The sequence below is a fragment of the Pilosibacter sp. YYHA0881 genome (genome assembly GCF_051602715.1).
GTDB classification, from domain to species: domain Bacteria; phylum Bacillota; class Clostridia; order Lachnospirales; family Lachnospiraceae; genus Alitiscatomonas; species Alitiscatomonas aceti.
On sequence record NZ_CP175657.1, the window covers coordinates 1,905,916 to 1,919,893 of the forward strand.

A 13,978-nucleotide genomic window follows, 5' to 3' on the forward strand; every position below is an offset into this window, starting at 1 on the left:
TCGTTATTTTACACAAAGAAAAGGACTGCCTCTTTAGATTTGAGACAGCCCCTTATTGATGCACATGATTATTTAAATAGGTGAAACATTTACACAGATACTGTTGTCTGGTAGCGCTCGGAATTAATCAGCATTTTTGTGTAATGAACAGGTTCCTGATTCTGATCATATACAACATCTTTCTGCAGAAGTAATGCCTGATGCTCCTTTACATGGAGCAGTTTTGCTTCATTTTTGGTAGCATAACAAATATCAAAGGTTTTGGTAGCATGACTAGGGATAATTCCACGATCACGGAAAACGCGATAGGTAGAGCCGGAAAGATTTTCTTGTAAAAGGAAAGACATGGTCTCCGGATAGTAGTTTTCCTCGATCATGACGGGTTCTCCATCATGATTACGTACACGAACAATCTTTAGAACTCGTGAGCCGTCTTCAACACCCAGTCGTTTTATTACATTTCCGTCCGCTGTAATCCATTCCACAGAAACAAGATCCGCAGAGGCAATACCACCGCTTTGCTCACTGATCTCGGTAAAACTGTTGATCTGATTATTTAGCACGCGGCGCAGTTTTTTGTCTGCAACAAAGGTACCGATGCCCTGTTTGCGGACAACATATCCTTCATCCACAAGGTATTCGATTGCTTTTCGTACGGTAATACGGCTAAGTTCGTATTCTTTACTGAATTCACTTTCAGTCAACATACGCTCTCTGGGCATTAACTTACCAGATACAATCTGTTCTTTAATTTCCTCTGCCAGCTGTTGATACAGTGGAATCATAGAGTTTTTGTTCATGTTTTACCTCTTGTATATATTGTTCTATATAACTACATATGTTGTTATAATACCACCGTGGGTGATTTTCTTCAAGTCTCATCAGAAAAAAAAGCAGAACAATTCATCTTATATAAAGTTATTGCTTTGGAATTGGCGCCGAATAGCCAAATGCACCCTCCATACATACGACTTTTGCTGCAAAAGCCGCTCCTTTTTCCATGGCAATTTGTAAGCGTCTTTGCATTTCCTCCTTATCATCAGCAAAAAGAGAACCATCATACTGAAGAAGTGTAGTGAGCAGGGTTGAAAAATAGGAATCACCCGCCCCCATGGTATCCATGATATTTTCTGCCATCTGTGCCTGGGCATAGGAAATATGATCTTCATAAAGAGCATAAGATCCCTTTGAACCAACAGTTCCGATCACAAGACGAACCCCATAAGAAGCTACTTTTTTCATGGCAGCTGTGCGTTCTTCATCATTTAAATGAGAGCAGGAAAGTAATGCTATCTGCAGATAAGGACAAATCTCTGCAAGGGTATCCTGATCCCAGTTGTCAGAAAAATCATAGGCAATTGGAAGTCCGGTTGCTTTCAGAAGTGGGAGATCCTGCAGTGTATAGCTGTTGCCATTGGTATAAATAAGATCGAAGGTTTTGATGTAGTCCAGATCCTCTTTCGTAAAGTCAAAAGGATGCTCTTTGGCAACGCCTCCCTTGTTGGAACCTAAAAATACGCGGTCTCCATTGATCAGAGTAACCCGGGCTGCACCGTTCTCTCCGTGATAATGTCTGGAGTGGCTGTTGTCAATACCGATCTCGTCAATAACTTTGCAATTATGGATGGCAGCCGCATCATCTCCAAATTTTCCAAGATATGCAGTTTTTCCACCATTCATCTGAGAATATACACAGGTGTTCAGGCACTGGCCGCCTGGGTACATTTTTCCCCGGGATAAATACATGTCAACTACGTTATCTCCAATGGCAATAATTTTAGCTTGTCTACTCATTTTTTCTCTCCCCCCCCGCAGAGCATAATTGTGCTTCTGCTCGGTTATTTTTTAAAAAAGATATTATTTCTAATAATGATTCTGCACAATCATCAATTCGTTCGCGCTCTATATCACGGCAAGGTAGCATATCCGGAATCATGATTACATGACACCCAGCTCGCCATCCGGCTTCCACACCTGCATAGGAGTCTTCCAGAACAAGCGCTTCCTCAACCTTTATTCCGGCTGCCTTTGCAGCAGTTTCAAAGATTTCTCCATTCGGTTTTCCCTTTTCTACCATATTACCAAATACAAAGGCATCAAAGTATTGATAGACATCTGCTTTTTGTAATAGTTTACAGGCTGCATCCTGGTGTGTGGAAGTTGCAAGAACAACGGCATAGTTATTTTCCTTTAACCATTGCAGAAGTTCTCTTAATCCTTTTTTGACCGGAACACCGTACGTATCGATATATAGGTTCGTTTCCTGTTCACGAATCTTTCTATATTTCCAATAATCAAAGTCATCCCCCAGTTCATCATAAAAAATTTTCAGATATCCCTGCAGAGGAAGACCACGCATTCGGTTCATCATTTCCATGGTAATAGGATAACCATATTTTTGACCGATTGAAATCCAGATATCAGAGGTCAGACGTTCCGTATCAAACATCAGACCATCCATATCAAATAAAACAGCTTTTATCATGGTATTTACTCCATGAATGGTTTGAACTGCTGATAATTTCTGATATCAGCAGCAGCAGGATCGAAACAATATTCAATTGCGGTAATTTCCTGACTCAGCAGGCCTTTATAATTGTGCTTTTTCAGAGTCTTCAGCCAGTTCTCCAGATTGTGCTTTCCATCTCCCCAGATCAGATGTCCGTATGGTGTTCCATCGATGAAATGCATATGAATGATATTTTCATCGCCAAGACAGTTAAACCATTGCTCCGGAGTTTCACCGGATACACCCATTGCACAGGTGTCGATCATAGCCTTGAAGTTTGGATGATTGATCTCGTCCATCATTCGTTTTACATCTGCAAGAGTAACACCAAGGTTTGTTTCCTGTGGACGAAGGGATTCCATGGCAAGTGTGATTCCCTTACCGTTAGCATATTCAGCAAGACGGGCAAGCATGTCACAGCCGCGTTTCCATGCTTCCTCACGATCCTGATCAAGATTTCCTCTGCCGGAATGAACAGCCATGATCTGGCATCCGAGCTCTTCACCGGCATCCAGTCCTTTTTTGAAATATTCAAAACTTCTGCGATAAAGGTCAGGGTCTGCAGCAGCAAAATGATAAGGAACGCTGCAATTCTCCGGAGTGATCACTTTAATATTCAATCCACGTTCTCTGGCCATACGACTGAATTTACGACAATCATCATATTCCAGATTACTTAAGAAGAAATGAGGTGACCCAGCCCAAAGCTCTATATTCTGAAATCCCGCCCTAAGCTGGGACTCGAGAAAATATTCAAAAGAAAAGTAACGATAGTGAATATTCATTCCTGCTAATTGATTAGCTTCAATCAGTTTCATAGAAAACTCTCCTTGTCTGTGAAAATTATAATGCTATTATACAAAAGAAGATGTATTATTACAACATGTCAAATCTTATAAATTTTTATAAAATTTGTATTGACTGATTATACCAGTTGTTATATATTATCTTATATAAGCAAAGACACAAGGAGGTTACCTGAAATGAATAATATGTCTATCCAAGAAATCGTTGCTGCTATTAAGAACAAGCAGCCTGAAATTAAAACCGTATACTTTGTAGGATGTGGAGCATCCATGTCTGATCTTTTCCCAGCAAAGTATTTCCTGGAGAACAATGCAAAGAAACTGCGTACCAGCATCTATACAGCAAACAACTTCAATTACTCAACTCCAGCAGCTGTTGACAATACCTCTGTAGTTATCACCTGCTCATTAAGTGGTGGAACTCCAGAAACCGTAGCTGCAACCAAATTAGCTAGAAAACTCGGAGCACATGTAATCTCTATTACAAATAAAGCAGGCTCCCCATTAGACGTAGAAGCAGAATACTGCATCCTTCACGGCTTCTATGAGTCATATGGCGCTAAGATGGAAAAGCCTGCAAGAGCACTTGAACTTGCATGTGAACTGTTAAATGAATATGAAGGATATGCTCATTACGATGATATGCACGTTGGTCTTGCAAAAATCACCGACCTCATCAATGCAGCAGTACCAATGTTCCGTCCAGTAGCAAAGAAATTTGCAGAAGAGAATTACAATGCACCAATTCTCTATGTAATGAGCTCCGGAGCAACCCAGTACACCGCATACGGATTCTCTATGTTCCTGATGATGGAAATGCAGTGGTTAAACGCAACCACCTTCCATTCAGGAGAATTCTTCCACGGACCATTTGAAATGGCAGACGAAAATGCACATTACGTACTCATGATGAACGACGGCCCGACCCGTCCAATGGACGTCCGTGCACTCACCTTTGTACAGCGTATGCATGCAAAGTACACCCTCATCGACGCAAAAGACTACGGCTTAAGCAGCAATGTACCAGCATCCGTAGTTGAATACTTCAACCCACTGATGATCGGAGGTCTTACCAGACTTCTCGGAGAAGAAATCTCCATCCTTCGTGAGCATCCACTGACCATGAGAAGATACATGTGGAAGCTGGAATACTAATTAAATTATTCGATTTCATACTTTTTATTTTCCGAAGATAAAAAAAGGGCTGTCGCACATCATGTGTGGCAGCTCTTTTTCAGTCAATGGGGACGTAGAAATCTGACTGAATACTTGTCCCAAATTGGTAAACTAATTTTGGGCACAGAAAGGGGCACTTTTTACTTTGTACTTTCTACGGCTATTACTTCTCCGGTGTATAAATCCACGGCTATATCACATCGATCCGTGAAAAGATTATTTACCTTCTCAAAAGAAACCTTCCATGCAAGTCTGGAGACCTTGGAATTACGATAGCTTAGCATTTTATCGTTTGTTCTTACAGTGACTGTATTGTCTGTCTCTTCTGTACTTCCAGCATCTGTTTCTTCTGCCCCTGCAGCATTTGTCTCCTTCAATACACTCGCTCCAGCAGGATCCATAAGGCTTTCGTACCTGGGAAGGGCGATGCAGACATCAGCAAAAATGGTAATATTCTTAAGATTTTCTTCCGCATTCTCCGCATGAGCTAATAAGCCTTTGATCTCAGCATCGGTATAAGCCCGAAGCTTGCCGTAATACCAGATGGCGATTCGCATTGCTTCCTCTTTCGTTAGAACTTTCATGTCTTCTTCGTGGTCATCTAAAAGAGGTATATAGAAAACATTTGCCAAAACCAGGGCACCATTGCAGGGGTCAATGCCAAGTCTTACTGTTTCATAAGGATTTGACAGAGAAAGCTTCTCGCCCTCCACTTCAATCTCTACCTGGCGTGAGAAATCCAAAAACCACATATGGTCATCCATCTTCGTTAGATTATTATAGAGATAGCCCTGCGGAAAATGAAGCTTTTCATACCAGTCCATGGCAGTAAAAACCACATCAGATTCTGACATTTGCTCTTTGTCCTCTATTGCCTCTCCGGGCCAGTAAGAAATCCCGATCAAATAGCCGGATTCTCTGTCAAATCTTACATTTACAGGCTTTTCCTCTAACTGGAATGATACTTCTGCTTCTGCTCTTTCGTAGATTTCATTGGTCTGATACCGGATGGTCATATCCCGACCATTCAGATCATTTTTTCCGCATGACAGAATCTGGACGGTCCTTGCTGTCTGCGCCAGAAAATATCGGTCGTCAAATACCTGGGTCTCGTCAGATGCCTGGCTCTCATCAGGATTAGCAGCAGAAGCGACAGATTCATTTACCGTAGGATCATTGATACTTTCATCGAAACTTATATGTTTTGTCTCTTCCACCTTCAGATAATCACCTTCATAGGTGCCGGGATTTGTGACATGCCAGAGATTTCTGCCGGCAAAAGCACTTATACTGGCAATCAGCAAGGTGGCGGCAAGAATCAGTACCCTCTTAGGAACCTTTTTCCTGTTTTTTGTTTTTGCATAGAATTTTTCTTTAATCCCATCAGAGCCTGAATACGGGATTTTATGATGCGGATCATCGGTCAGAATGAGTTTTTCTTCAATCTCACCAGGCCAGTTTTTACTCATGATGCTCCTCCTTTAATGTCTTTATAAGGATTTTTTTGCCTTTTCGGATAAACTGATAAACAAGACGCACAGACAGTTTCAGGGCATCTGCGATTTCCACAGGCTTACACTCATATAAGAATCTTAATCTCATGATATCCTGAAGTGGACTTTCCTGCTGATGGATGCAGTCAAGAATTTTCTCTGTCATTTCATGTTGGATCACAATCTCAAGCGGATCCATGTTGTCCAGGGATATCAGGTCGGCTTCCCGGAAGCCATTCTGTACCTGAGCATTCTCATCAGGTGACCAGCTCACATCCTTAATATAAGATTTTTTCAGATAATCGAGACTTAGACTGCGGGTCCTCATACAGAGCCAGGTCTTCAGACTTCCTCTCTTCTCATCAAAATGCTCAGGGAACTGATAAAGCTCTGCAAATACATCCGACAGGATATCCTCGATTACTTCCTTTGCAGCATATTCGCCAAGAATACCGGAAGAAATTGACCATAGAAGCCTGCTGTGCTGGTCAATCAGCGTTTCAAAATCAAAGTTGCTTTTCATAAACAAGTCCTTATATTTTTACTAAAGATGATCATCTTCTATCTACTATACGAAAGAGAAAGGGATTTTGGTCAGACTTTTTTAGTAGTTTTGTCATTCTGTGCAAAAAGAGACTGCCTCTTTTGAGACAGCCCCAACGTGGTCACTTCTTATTTCTTTATTATCTGTTTTTTCTCCTCTTCCGCCATTCGGCGATCTTATCCAGGAGCCAGCCTCCGCCATATAAGATCACCATGGCTCCGATGGCAATAAGGAAAAAATTCAGCACCATATTCGTTACCATGGGAGCACTTTCCCGTACCATCTGTTCCCTCATAATATCCGATAAAAATATCAATGGCATTCCCTTCATAAGACGCCTCCCTTCCAGCATATATTCTGTCATCGTTTTCTTTATTGTCTGTTATCTATTTAAATTATATTATATTTTACAGATATTTTCTATTTACTTTTTCATAAAAAGTCTTACGGTTTGCTGACGGATGCCTCAATTAATATTTCTGATAAAAAATTGATTTCTCTTTTTCCCCTGTCCTAAGAGAATTGCAGTCAATTTCTTTACACCGGACTCTATCTCCTCTTCATTGGCATGACCCAGACTCAGTCTGTAATAATTATCATTTTTAAATTCATCCAGAAAGAATCCCCTTGTATCCATCATCCGGATATTATTTTTGTAAAAATCCGGCTGGACCCGTTCAAAGGGAATCCCCTGTTTAAGTCTCAGACAGGCAAAAAATCCAGAATCTGGAATGTCCCATGCAATCTCTCCTCCCGTGTCAATACCCGCAGCCGTGTCCTTTAGCTTTTTCATTCTATCCATATAAATTCTTCTGATCTCTTTCCTGTTTTTCTGGTACATACCGCTCTCCAGAAAAATCGTAAGTGCCCCCTGGGAAAGAATCGCACTGTATGTATCTGTCCACTGTTTATAGTCCAGAAATACATTTAACAGAAGGGGAGGAAGGACCACTGCTGCCAAGCGTAGTCCCGGCATCAATATTTTAGAAAAACTTTTTATATAGATCACCTTATCATAGATATCCGAAAAATAGACAGGATCTCTCTTTGTGTCAGTCTCAAAATCAGCGGCTATATCATCCTCAACAATATATACATTATATTTATCTGCCAGGCGCACAAGCTCCTCTCTCTCCTTTTTCGTATAGCTTTGCCCTGTCGGATTATGATATCTGGATACTGTATAAAAAAACTTAATATTCCCATATTGGAACTGTTTTCCCAATTCATCAAAATCGATCCCGCCAGGCCCCCTCATAATCCCTACTCTGGGGGTTTGTGTGATCTCCAGATTCTTTATCATTCCATAATACGCCGGCTGCTCCACTAGGACTGTCTGCTTTCCATTGGGAAACGGCATCCTGCACAGGATATCCAATACCTGCTGGGAACCGGAGACAACCACAATATTTTCCTTTTTTGTGTAAATCTGGTACTCCATCAAGTGCCTCTGAAGGGCTGATATGAGCTCTGGTATTCCCTTCGTATCTGAATACGAAAACAGCCGCTTATAATACAGATTTGTTGCCTTGTTGATGCATTTTTTAAAATCCTGGTACGGAATATACCGGATATCCGGCGCACCCGAATAGAAATCGACCAGCATCTGCGAAGATGTGGGCAGAAGTTTCCCTCCCAAAACAAAAAATCCCCGCTTCGGAACTGAATATATAAAATTTTCCCGTTCCAGATAGTCATATGCCTCTTTCACTGTCCCTACGCTTGTAGAAAACGCATCTGCCATTTCTCTTAAAGAAGGGAGCTGCTGGTTTGGAAGCAATGTTTTACTCTGAATATTTTCCCGGATCTGTTCCGCAATGCTTTCGTATTTGTACATATGCCCTCCGAATCTGTACTATAACAGCCTGTATTTTTTGCATTTGATTTTAAATTTGTACCAGTATATCATAAATATATATTCAAAAGCAATGCGCATTGTATAATTTACATTTTTTTCTGAAAGGGGGATTCCTATGAAATCCATTCGTAAGCCTACTTTTACTGAAGCAGTCACTCCCATTGTTTCCATGTTTTTTATTCTATTGGTTGGCCGCGGAATCTACGGAGCTCCGATTGAAACCCTCCTGATCATATCCTCCTCCATTGCCGCCTTTATTGCATGGCGCGTCGGACTAACCTGGGATGATATGATTGAAGGCGTCTCTGAAAAAATCGCGAAGGCAATGCCTGCCATTCTGATCTTAATAGCTGTTGGCATCGTGGTCGGTACCTGGATGTTGTCCGGAACCATTCCCATGCTGATCTATTATGGGATCCAGATCGTAAATCCAAAGTTTTTCTTTGTAACTGCCTTTATTATCTGCGCGATCCTCTCCACCTGTACCGGAACCTCCTGGGGTTCATGTGCCACCATTGGTGTTGTTTTGATCGTAATCGCCCAGGGACTGGGAATCCCTCTCCCTATCACAGCTGCTGCCGTTGTAGGAGGTTCGTATTTTGGCGATAAAATGTCTCCCCTGTCAGATACCACAAATCTGGCCCCTCTGGCAGCTGGTGCAAACATTTTTGACCATATACGCCACATGTTTTATACAACCCTCCCCGCCTCGCTCGCAACACTTGCAATTTATGCCGTTTTAGGCTTTCGTACAAATGCTGAAGTTCTAACCGGTACAGAAACGATCGAGGGAATGCTGGACAATATCTCTTCTATTTTCAATCTGAACGTGGTGGTCCTTTTTATTCCGGTCATTATTATTCTGATCGGCTCCATCACTCGGAAGCCCACGATTCCTGTCATGCTTCTTTCTAGTTTGTCTGCCGGAATTATCGCTGTGGTTTTCCAGGGATTTTCCATACAGGATTTTTTAAATGTTACTGTAAATGGCTTTTCTCTTGATCTGGTTGCAGCCAGGGGAATTGACACGAGTCAGATTCTTCCAGAAATCTCCAAGCTTTTAAACCGCGGCGGAATCAATAGTATGATGGAAACGATCCGGATGATCCTCTGCGCATTTTCCTTCGCTGGCATTATCACAAAATCTGGCTGCCTGGATGTAATTCTTCAAAAACTATTGGAGTATGTAAAAAATCGTGCTGGTCTGATCATTTCAACCATGGCTTCTACGATTCTGATGGCCATTACCACCGGAAGCGATTTTCTTACTATTCTGATCCCAGGTGAGCTTTTTGCAGATGCTTATAAAAAAATGGGGCTGGCCTCCCGCAATCTTTCCCGTACTTTAGAGGACTGTGGTACATGTGTAGTGGCTCTTATCCCCTGGTCCGCAGCTGGTGCTTACTGTGCAGGTGTTTTAGGAGTATCGACCCTGGAGTACCTTCCATACTCATTCTTTGGATTCTTCAGTGTTCTGATGGCTCTTATCTGTGCCATTACCGGATATGGTATTCTGAGTCTGGATGATGAGAAAAAAAGCAACCAAAAAAGGAGGTCATGATCTTATGCTGGCAAATCAAATCAAAGACTATCTTCAACTGCATCTATCTGATATGATGGAGCTTCTAAAGGAACTGGTAAACTGTAATACAAGCTCTGATTTCAAACCTGGTATTGACGCCGTAGGAGAAAAGCTTGCAAGGGAATTTGAAAAAATTGGATACAGTACAGAAACACTCTATAATGACAACTGCGGAAACAGTGTGATCGCCCGGTCAGAGGGAAATGGATCAAGAGTGTTATTAATCTGTCACCTGGACTCCGTTTTTGCCCGAGGAACTGACTGCATTGAGAGCTTTAAAATAGAAGGAGACCGCGCTTACGGAAATGGTGTTGTTGATATGAAGGCCTGTCTTGTAAACTGCCTTTATGCACTGAAAGCCCTGCATGATCTGGATGTTCCCGATCTTCCTGGTATTACGGTTTTCATGAGCGGTGATGAAGAAAAGGGAAGCTTATCTGTTCTTGACAGGATCCGCGAGGAAGGACGAGATGCGGACTGGTGCCTGGTAACTGAGGGCTCCCGGCCAGGCATGGCCGTCGTTACCCAGAGGAAAGGAAACGCCTATATCCATGTACATGCCCATGGAAGAGCCGTACACGCTGGAAATGAACCCCAGGCCGGGAGAAACGCCATTGAAGAGCTTGCCCTTAAAATTGCCCGGTTAAGGGGACTGAATAACTACGATACCGGAACGACCTTTACAGTTACGACGATCTCCGGTGGACAAAACCGTATCATCGTTCCAGAGGACGCCAGTTTTTATGCTGATATGAGATTCTATACCATGGATGAGTGGAAACGCCTGAAATCCTCTCTGGAACAGATCCTTTCCAAGCCGGACATAGAGGGGATCCAGTTAAGCTATGAGCTGACCCTAAACCGCCCGCCGCTGACTCTGGTAAACGGCACAGATAAACTGCATAAAACCGTAAAAGAATCCAGCAGGGAGCTGGGTATTCCATGGCTAACATCCCAGCCCGGAGGCGTCAGCGACGGAAACTTTGTATCAGCAGAAGGAACTCCTACCATAGACGGAATGGGGCCGACTGGCGGTATGATGTGCTCTCCAGAGGAGTTTCTTGAGATCAGTACCATGGTCCCCTGCGGCTCACGCCTGGCCCTTACCATTATGAAGCTGGGCAAGCTGTAATTGCATACGGCTCCAGTCCATTTCCAAAGCCGACAGATAATTTTTTCATTTTCTGATTTCTTATGGCGCAATTCTGCGCTATAATAGAAGAAGCGAACATGCATGGAAACTGGCCGCGGTCCTGTCAGTTTCCATGGAGCCCAGAAAGGAGAAACTCTTATGGAACAAGCAAAGCAGTTAATGGAAATGGTCGCAAAGTATGAATCCCTGATCTACGATACCGCCGACTACATCTGGAAGAACCCGGAGACCGGATACCGGGAGTGGAAGACCTCCGCATATATGGAGGAGCATTTTGAGGCCCTGGGCTACACCCTCACCAAAGCCGGAAACATCCCCGGCTTCTATGCCGATCTGGACACCGGAAGACCCGGACCGAAGATCGCCATCTTAGGAGAGCTGGATTCCCTGATCGTTGGAAACCACCCGGACGCAGATCCCGAGACCCATGCGGTCCATGCCTGCGGCCATAACGCCCAGTGTGCCATCCTTCTGGGAGTTGCCGCCGCCATGAAGGAGCCGGGCGCGCTGGACGGTCTCTGCGGCTCCATCCGTTTCATGGCTGTACCGGCCGAGGAGCTGATCGAGCTGGGCTTCCGGGAGGAATTACGGAAGCAGGGCGTGATCCGGTATTTCGGCGGAAAGGTGGAATTCATTTCCAGAGGCTACTTTGACGGCGTTGACATGGCCATGATGATCCATTCCGGAAAACTCCCCGAAGGAAAGACCCTGTCCGTCGGCCAGGGCTGCAATGGCTGTATCACCAAAAATATCACCTTCAAGGGCGTGGCCTCCCATGCCGGCGGTTCTCCGGAGGCCGGAAAAAATGCGCTTTATGCGGCCACCTGTGGACTCAATGCGGTCAACGCCATCCGCGAGACCTTTGTGGACGGCGAGCACATCCGTTTCCATCCCATCATCACCGAGGGCGGAGCGGCCGTAAACGCCATCCCGGAGACAGCCAAGGTGGAATCTTATGTGCGCGGCGCTTCCTTTGACAGCATCCGTGATTATAACAAAAAGGTAAACCTGGCCCTGGCCGGAGCGGCCGCCTCTCTGGGCTGCAATGTGGAGCTGGACGACCATCCGGGCTACTTCCCCTTAAATAACGACACCAACATGACGGAGATCCTGACAGAGGCCATGGAAGCAGTGACCGGGCCCGGCACGGTGACCCGCGGCGCCTGGGGAACCGGCTGCACCGATATGGGCGATGTTTCCGCCATCATGCCGGCCATCCATCCCCATGCCAGCGGCTCCATCGGCACCGGACACGGCAAGGACTACTATGTGGCCGATAAGAAGGCCGGCTGCCTGTATCCGGCCCAGTGCCTGACCGTAGCTGCCTCCATGCTCCTGGAAAACGACGCCGCCAGGGCAAAGAAGGTCCTCGCCGAGGCGAAACCATACTTTAAGTCCAAAGAGGAATATCTGGCTGCCATTGACAATCTGACCATGGACAAGGACGCCGTCATCTACAACGAGGACGGCACCGTTACCCTGGATTTCTGTCAGAGATAACAGCAGAAGGCCAATTCATTCAAACAGGGGCGGGTGCAGCCCATATAAGCCGCACCCGCCCCGATCTTTTCCACTCCGGTACATTCTTCCGGATCCCGCTTCCCCTAAATGAAGAGATACTGGAACGCATTAAAAATATATCCCACACAGATGATACCGGCGGTACAGATTGCCGCAAACGTTCCCAAAAGCCGCGGCTTCACCGCCTTTCCCAGCATGATCATGGACGGGAGGCTCAAGGTGGTGACTGCCATCATGAAGCTTAAGATGGTTCCCAGCTGGGCTCCCTTGGCCAAAAGTGCCTCCGCCACCGGGATGGTCCCGAAAATATCCGCGTACATGGGGACGCCCACCAGAACGGCCAGAACGACTCCAAAGGGATTCCCGCTTCCCAGGGCCGTCTCGATCCAGGCCTCAGGGATCCAGTTGTGGATCACAGCCCCGATCCCCACGCCTGCGAGGATATATGGAAATACCTTCCGGAAGGTGGACTCCACCTGTTCCCTGGCATAGACCAGCCGGTCCCGGACCGTAAGCGCCGGGCCTTCAAGGTCCACCCGGCCCGCCATCCGGATAAATTCCTCCACCTGCGTCTCCATGTGCAGCTTTTCGATCAGCGTTCCCCCAAGGACCGCCACAAAAAGTCCCAGAAGAACGTATACGGCTGCGATCTTCACACCGAAAATACTCGTCAGGAGCACCAGGCTCCCCAGATCCACCATGGGGGAGGAGATCAGGAAGGAAAAGGTCACGCCCAAAGGGAGGCCCGCCCCCGTAAATCCCATGAACAGGGGGATGGAGGAGCAGGAGCAGAACGGGGTCACCGTTCCCAGAAGGGCCGCCGCGATCCTGGCTCCCAGCCCATGGAACCGGCCCAGGATCCTTTTGCTGCGCTCCGGCGGAAAATAGCTCTGGATATAAGAGATCACAAAGATCAGCGTGCATAATAAGATCGTGATCTTAATGATATCATAGATAAAAAAATGTACGCTGCCGCCAAGTCTGGAGGAAATATCGGTTCCCATGGCCGTAAGGCCCGCTCCCACCGCGTCCTTCAGCCATTTCATGCCGAGGATCTGGTCCTGGATCAGGCTCCACAGCCCCTTTCCTGCCTCCATCATTTCTTCAGCAGACGGACAATCTCCGATGTCTTTGCCGTCCGTCCCGCAATCACCAGCTTACCATCGATCATCAGCGACGGTGCCGCCATGACGCCCAGCTTCACGATCTCCATCAAGTCTCCGACCTTTTCCACCACTGCATCGCTGCCAGTCTCCTTTACGGCCTCCATCACATTTTCATACAGCTTATCGCAGTTTTCACATCCCATACCGATCACCTTTATGACCATGTTATC

At 45.4% G+C, this 13,978-nt stretch carries 14 protein-coding genes; 4 read left to right on the plus strand and 10 right to left on the minus strand.

The features are described 5' to 3' along the window. Window positions 1-89: 89 nt before the first annotated feature. The 4 genes from ACI6NM_RS08780 to ACI6NM_RS08795 all read right to left on the minus strand — a co-directional run bounded on the left by ACI6NM_RS08780 (window position 90) and on the right by ACI6NM_RS08795 (window position 3,327). Window positions 90-800 (minus strand): GntR family transcriptional regulator, encoded by a 711-nt coding sequence (locus tag ACI6NM_RS08780; RefSeq protein WP_262427135.1) that lies wholly within the window; start codon window positions 798-800, stop codon window positions 90-92. A 118-nt stretch (window positions 801-918) separates the two neighbouring features. Next, the gene (locus tag ACI6NM_RS08785; RefSeq protein WP_262427134.1) at window positions 919-1,794 is read right to left on the minus strand and encodes a fructoselysine 6-kinase; all 876 of its coding nucleotides are present in this window, start codon (window positions 1,792-1,794) and stop codon (window positions 919-921) included. After that, the gene (locus tag ACI6NM_RS08790) at window positions 1,787-2,485 is read right to left on the minus strand and encodes an HAD family hydrolase (RefSeq protein ID WP_262427133.1); all 699 of its coding nucleotides are present in this window, start codon (window positions 2,483-2,485) and stop codon (window positions 1,787-1,789) included. Before ACI6NM_RS08790 ends, ACI6NM_RS08785 begins: the two co-directional genes overlap by 8 nt. Window positions 2,486-2,490: 5 nt before the next feature. Beyond that, a complete protein-coding gene (locus ACI6NM_RS08795; protein ID WP_262427132.1) occupies window positions 2,491-3,327 on the minus strand; it encodes a sugar phosphate isomerase/epimerase family protein in 837 nt (278 codons plus the stop codon). Between the two features lie 165 nt (window positions 3,328-3,492). On the opposite strand from ACI6NM_RS08795, the gene ACI6NM_RS08800 reads away from it, so the two are divergent. Beyond that, complete coding sequence (locus ACI6NM_RS08800; protein WP_262427131.1) at window positions 3,493-4,470, plus strand: SIS domain-containing protein; 978 nt, start codon at window positions 3,493-3,495, stop codon at window positions 4,468-4,470. Between the two features lie 161 nt (window positions 4,471-4,631). Here the strand turns inward: ACI6NM_RS08800 and ACI6NM_RS08805 are convergent, their stop codons facing one another. From ACI6NM_RS08805 to ACI6NM_RS08820, 4 genes are all read right to left on the minus strand, one after another. Beyond that, the gene (locus ACI6NM_RS08805; RefSeq protein WP_262427130.1) at window positions 4,632-5,960 is read right to left on the minus strand and encodes a hypothetical protein; all 1,329 of its coding nucleotides are present in this window, start codon (window positions 5,958-5,960) and stop codon (window positions 4,632-4,634) included. Beyond that, complete coding sequence (locus ACI6NM_RS08810) at window positions 5,953-6,507, minus strand: sigma-70 family RNA polymerase sigma factor (protein ID WP_262427129.1); 555 nt, start codon at window positions 6,505-6,507, stop codon at window positions 5,953-5,955. The genes ACI6NM_RS08805 and ACI6NM_RS08810 overlap by 8 nt, the downstream gene beginning before the upstream one ends. A gap of 160 nt (window positions 6,508-6,667) precedes the next feature. After that, a complete protein-coding gene (locus tag ACI6NM_RS08815) occupies window positions 6,668-6,859 on the minus strand; it encodes a hypothetical protein (protein ID WP_262427128.1) in 192 nt (63 codons plus the stop codon). A 135-nt stretch (window positions 6,860-6,994) separates the two neighbouring features. After that, on the minus strand, window positions 6,995-8,365 hold the full coding sequence (locus ACI6NM_RS08820) for an aminotransferase-like domain-containing protein (protein ID WP_262427127.1): 1,371 nt from the start codon (window positions 8,363-8,365) through the stop codon (window positions 6,995-6,997). A 136-nt stretch (window positions 8,366-8,501) separates the two neighbouring features. On the opposite strand from ACI6NM_RS08820, the gene nhaC reads away from it, so the two are divergent. From nhaC to ACI6NM_RS08835, 3 genes are all read left to right on the plus strand, one after another. Then, on the plus strand, window positions 8,502-9,947 hold the full coding sequence (gene nhaC / locus ACI6NM_RS08825; protein WP_262427126.1) for a Na+/H+ antiporter NhaC: 1,446 nt from the start codon (window positions 8,502-8,504) through the stop codon (window positions 9,945-9,947). Window positions 9,948-9,951: 4 nt separating this feature from the next. Continuing rightward, complete coding sequence (locus tag ACI6NM_RS08830) at window positions 9,952-11,100, plus strand: M20 family metallopeptidase (protein ID WP_262427125.1); 1,149 nt, start codon at window positions 9,952-9,954, stop codon at window positions 11,098-11,100. Window positions 11,101-11,259: 159 nt separating this feature from the next. Then, a complete protein-coding gene (locus ACI6NM_RS08835) occupies window positions 11,260-12,621 on the plus strand; it encodes an amidohydrolase (RefSeq protein ID WP_262427124.1) in 1,362 nt (453 codons plus the stop codon). A gap of 104 nt (window positions 12,622-12,725) precedes the next feature. On the opposite strand, the gene ACI6NM_RS08840 is transcribed toward ACI6NM_RS08835, so the two are convergent. After that, window positions 12,726-13,739, minus strand: a complete 1,014-nt coding sequence (locus ACI6NM_RS08840) for a permease (RefSeq protein WP_262427159.1) — start codon at window positions 13,737-13,739, stop codon at window positions 12,726-12,728. Beyond that, complete coding sequence (locus ACI6NM_RS08845) at window positions 13,739-13,972, minus strand: thioredoxin family protein (RefSeq protein WP_022273437.1); 234 nt, start codon at window positions 13,970-13,972, stop codon at window positions 13,739-13,741. Before ACI6NM_RS08845 ends, ACI6NM_RS08840 begins: the two co-directional genes overlap by 1 nt. Window positions 13,973-13,978 lie beyond the last annotated feature (6 nt).

What these genes read in the sequence shown, in the direction of transcription:
- ACI6NM_RS08780 (WP_262427135.1), bottom strand. Translation starts at nt 800, where the DNA reads ATGAACAAAAACTCTATGATTCCACTGTATCAACAGCTGGCAGAGGAA.
- ACI6NM_RS08785 (WP_262427134.1), bottom strand. Translation starts at nt 1,794, where the DNA reads ATGAGTAGACAAGCTAAAATTATTGCCATTGGAGATAACGTAGTTGAC.
- ACI6NM_RS08790 (WP_262427133.1), bottom strand. Translation starts at nt 2,485, where the DNA reads ATGATAAAAGCTGTTTTATTTGATATGGATGGTCTGATGTTTGATACG.
- ACI6NM_RS08795 (WP_262427132.1), bottom strand. Translation starts at nt 3,327, where the DNA reads ATGAAACTGATTGAAGCTAATCAATTAGCAGGAATGAATATTCACTAT.
- ACI6NM_RS08800 (WP_262427131.1), top strand. Translation starts at nt 3,493, where the DNA reads ATGAATAATATGTCTATCCAAGAAATCGTTGCTGCTATTAAGAACAAG.
- ACI6NM_RS08805 (WP_262427130.1), bottom strand. Translation starts at nt 5,960, where the DNA reads ATGAGTAAAAACTGGCCTGGTGAGATTGAAGAAAAACTCATTCTGACC.
- ACI6NM_RS08810 (WP_262427129.1), bottom strand. Translation starts at nt 6,507, where the DNA reads ATGAAAAGCAACTTTGATTTTGAAACGCTGATTGACCAGCACAGCAGG.
- ACI6NM_RS08815 (WP_262427128.1), bottom strand. Translation starts at nt 6,859, where the DNA reads ATGAAGGGAATGCCATTGATATTTTTATCGGATATTATGAGGGAACAG.
- ACI6NM_RS08820 (WP_262427127.1), bottom strand. Translation starts at nt 8,365, where the DNA reads ATGTACAAATACGAAAGCATTGCGGAACAGATCCGGGAAAATATTCAG.
- nhaC (WP_262427126.1), top strand. Translation starts at nt 8,502, where the DNA reads ATGAAATCCATTCGTAAGCCTACTTTTACTGAAGCAGTCACTCCCATT.
- ACI6NM_RS08830 (WP_262427125.1), top strand. Translation starts at nt 9,952, where the DNA reads ATGCTGGCAAATCAAATCAAAGACTATCTTCAACTGCATCTATCTGAT.
- ACI6NM_RS08835 (WP_262427124.1), top strand. Translation starts at nt 11,260, where the DNA reads ATGGAACAAGCAAAGCAGTTAATGGAAATGGTCGCAAAGTATGAATCC.
- ACI6NM_RS08840 (WP_262427159.1), bottom strand. Translation starts at nt 13,739, where the DNA reads ATGGAGGCAGGAAAGGGGCTGTGGAGCCTGATCCAGGACCAGATCCTC.
- ACI6NM_RS08845 (WP_022273437.1), bottom strand. Translation starts at nt 13,972, where the DNA reads ATGGTCATAAAGGTGATCGGTATGGGATGTGAAAACTGCGATAAGCTG.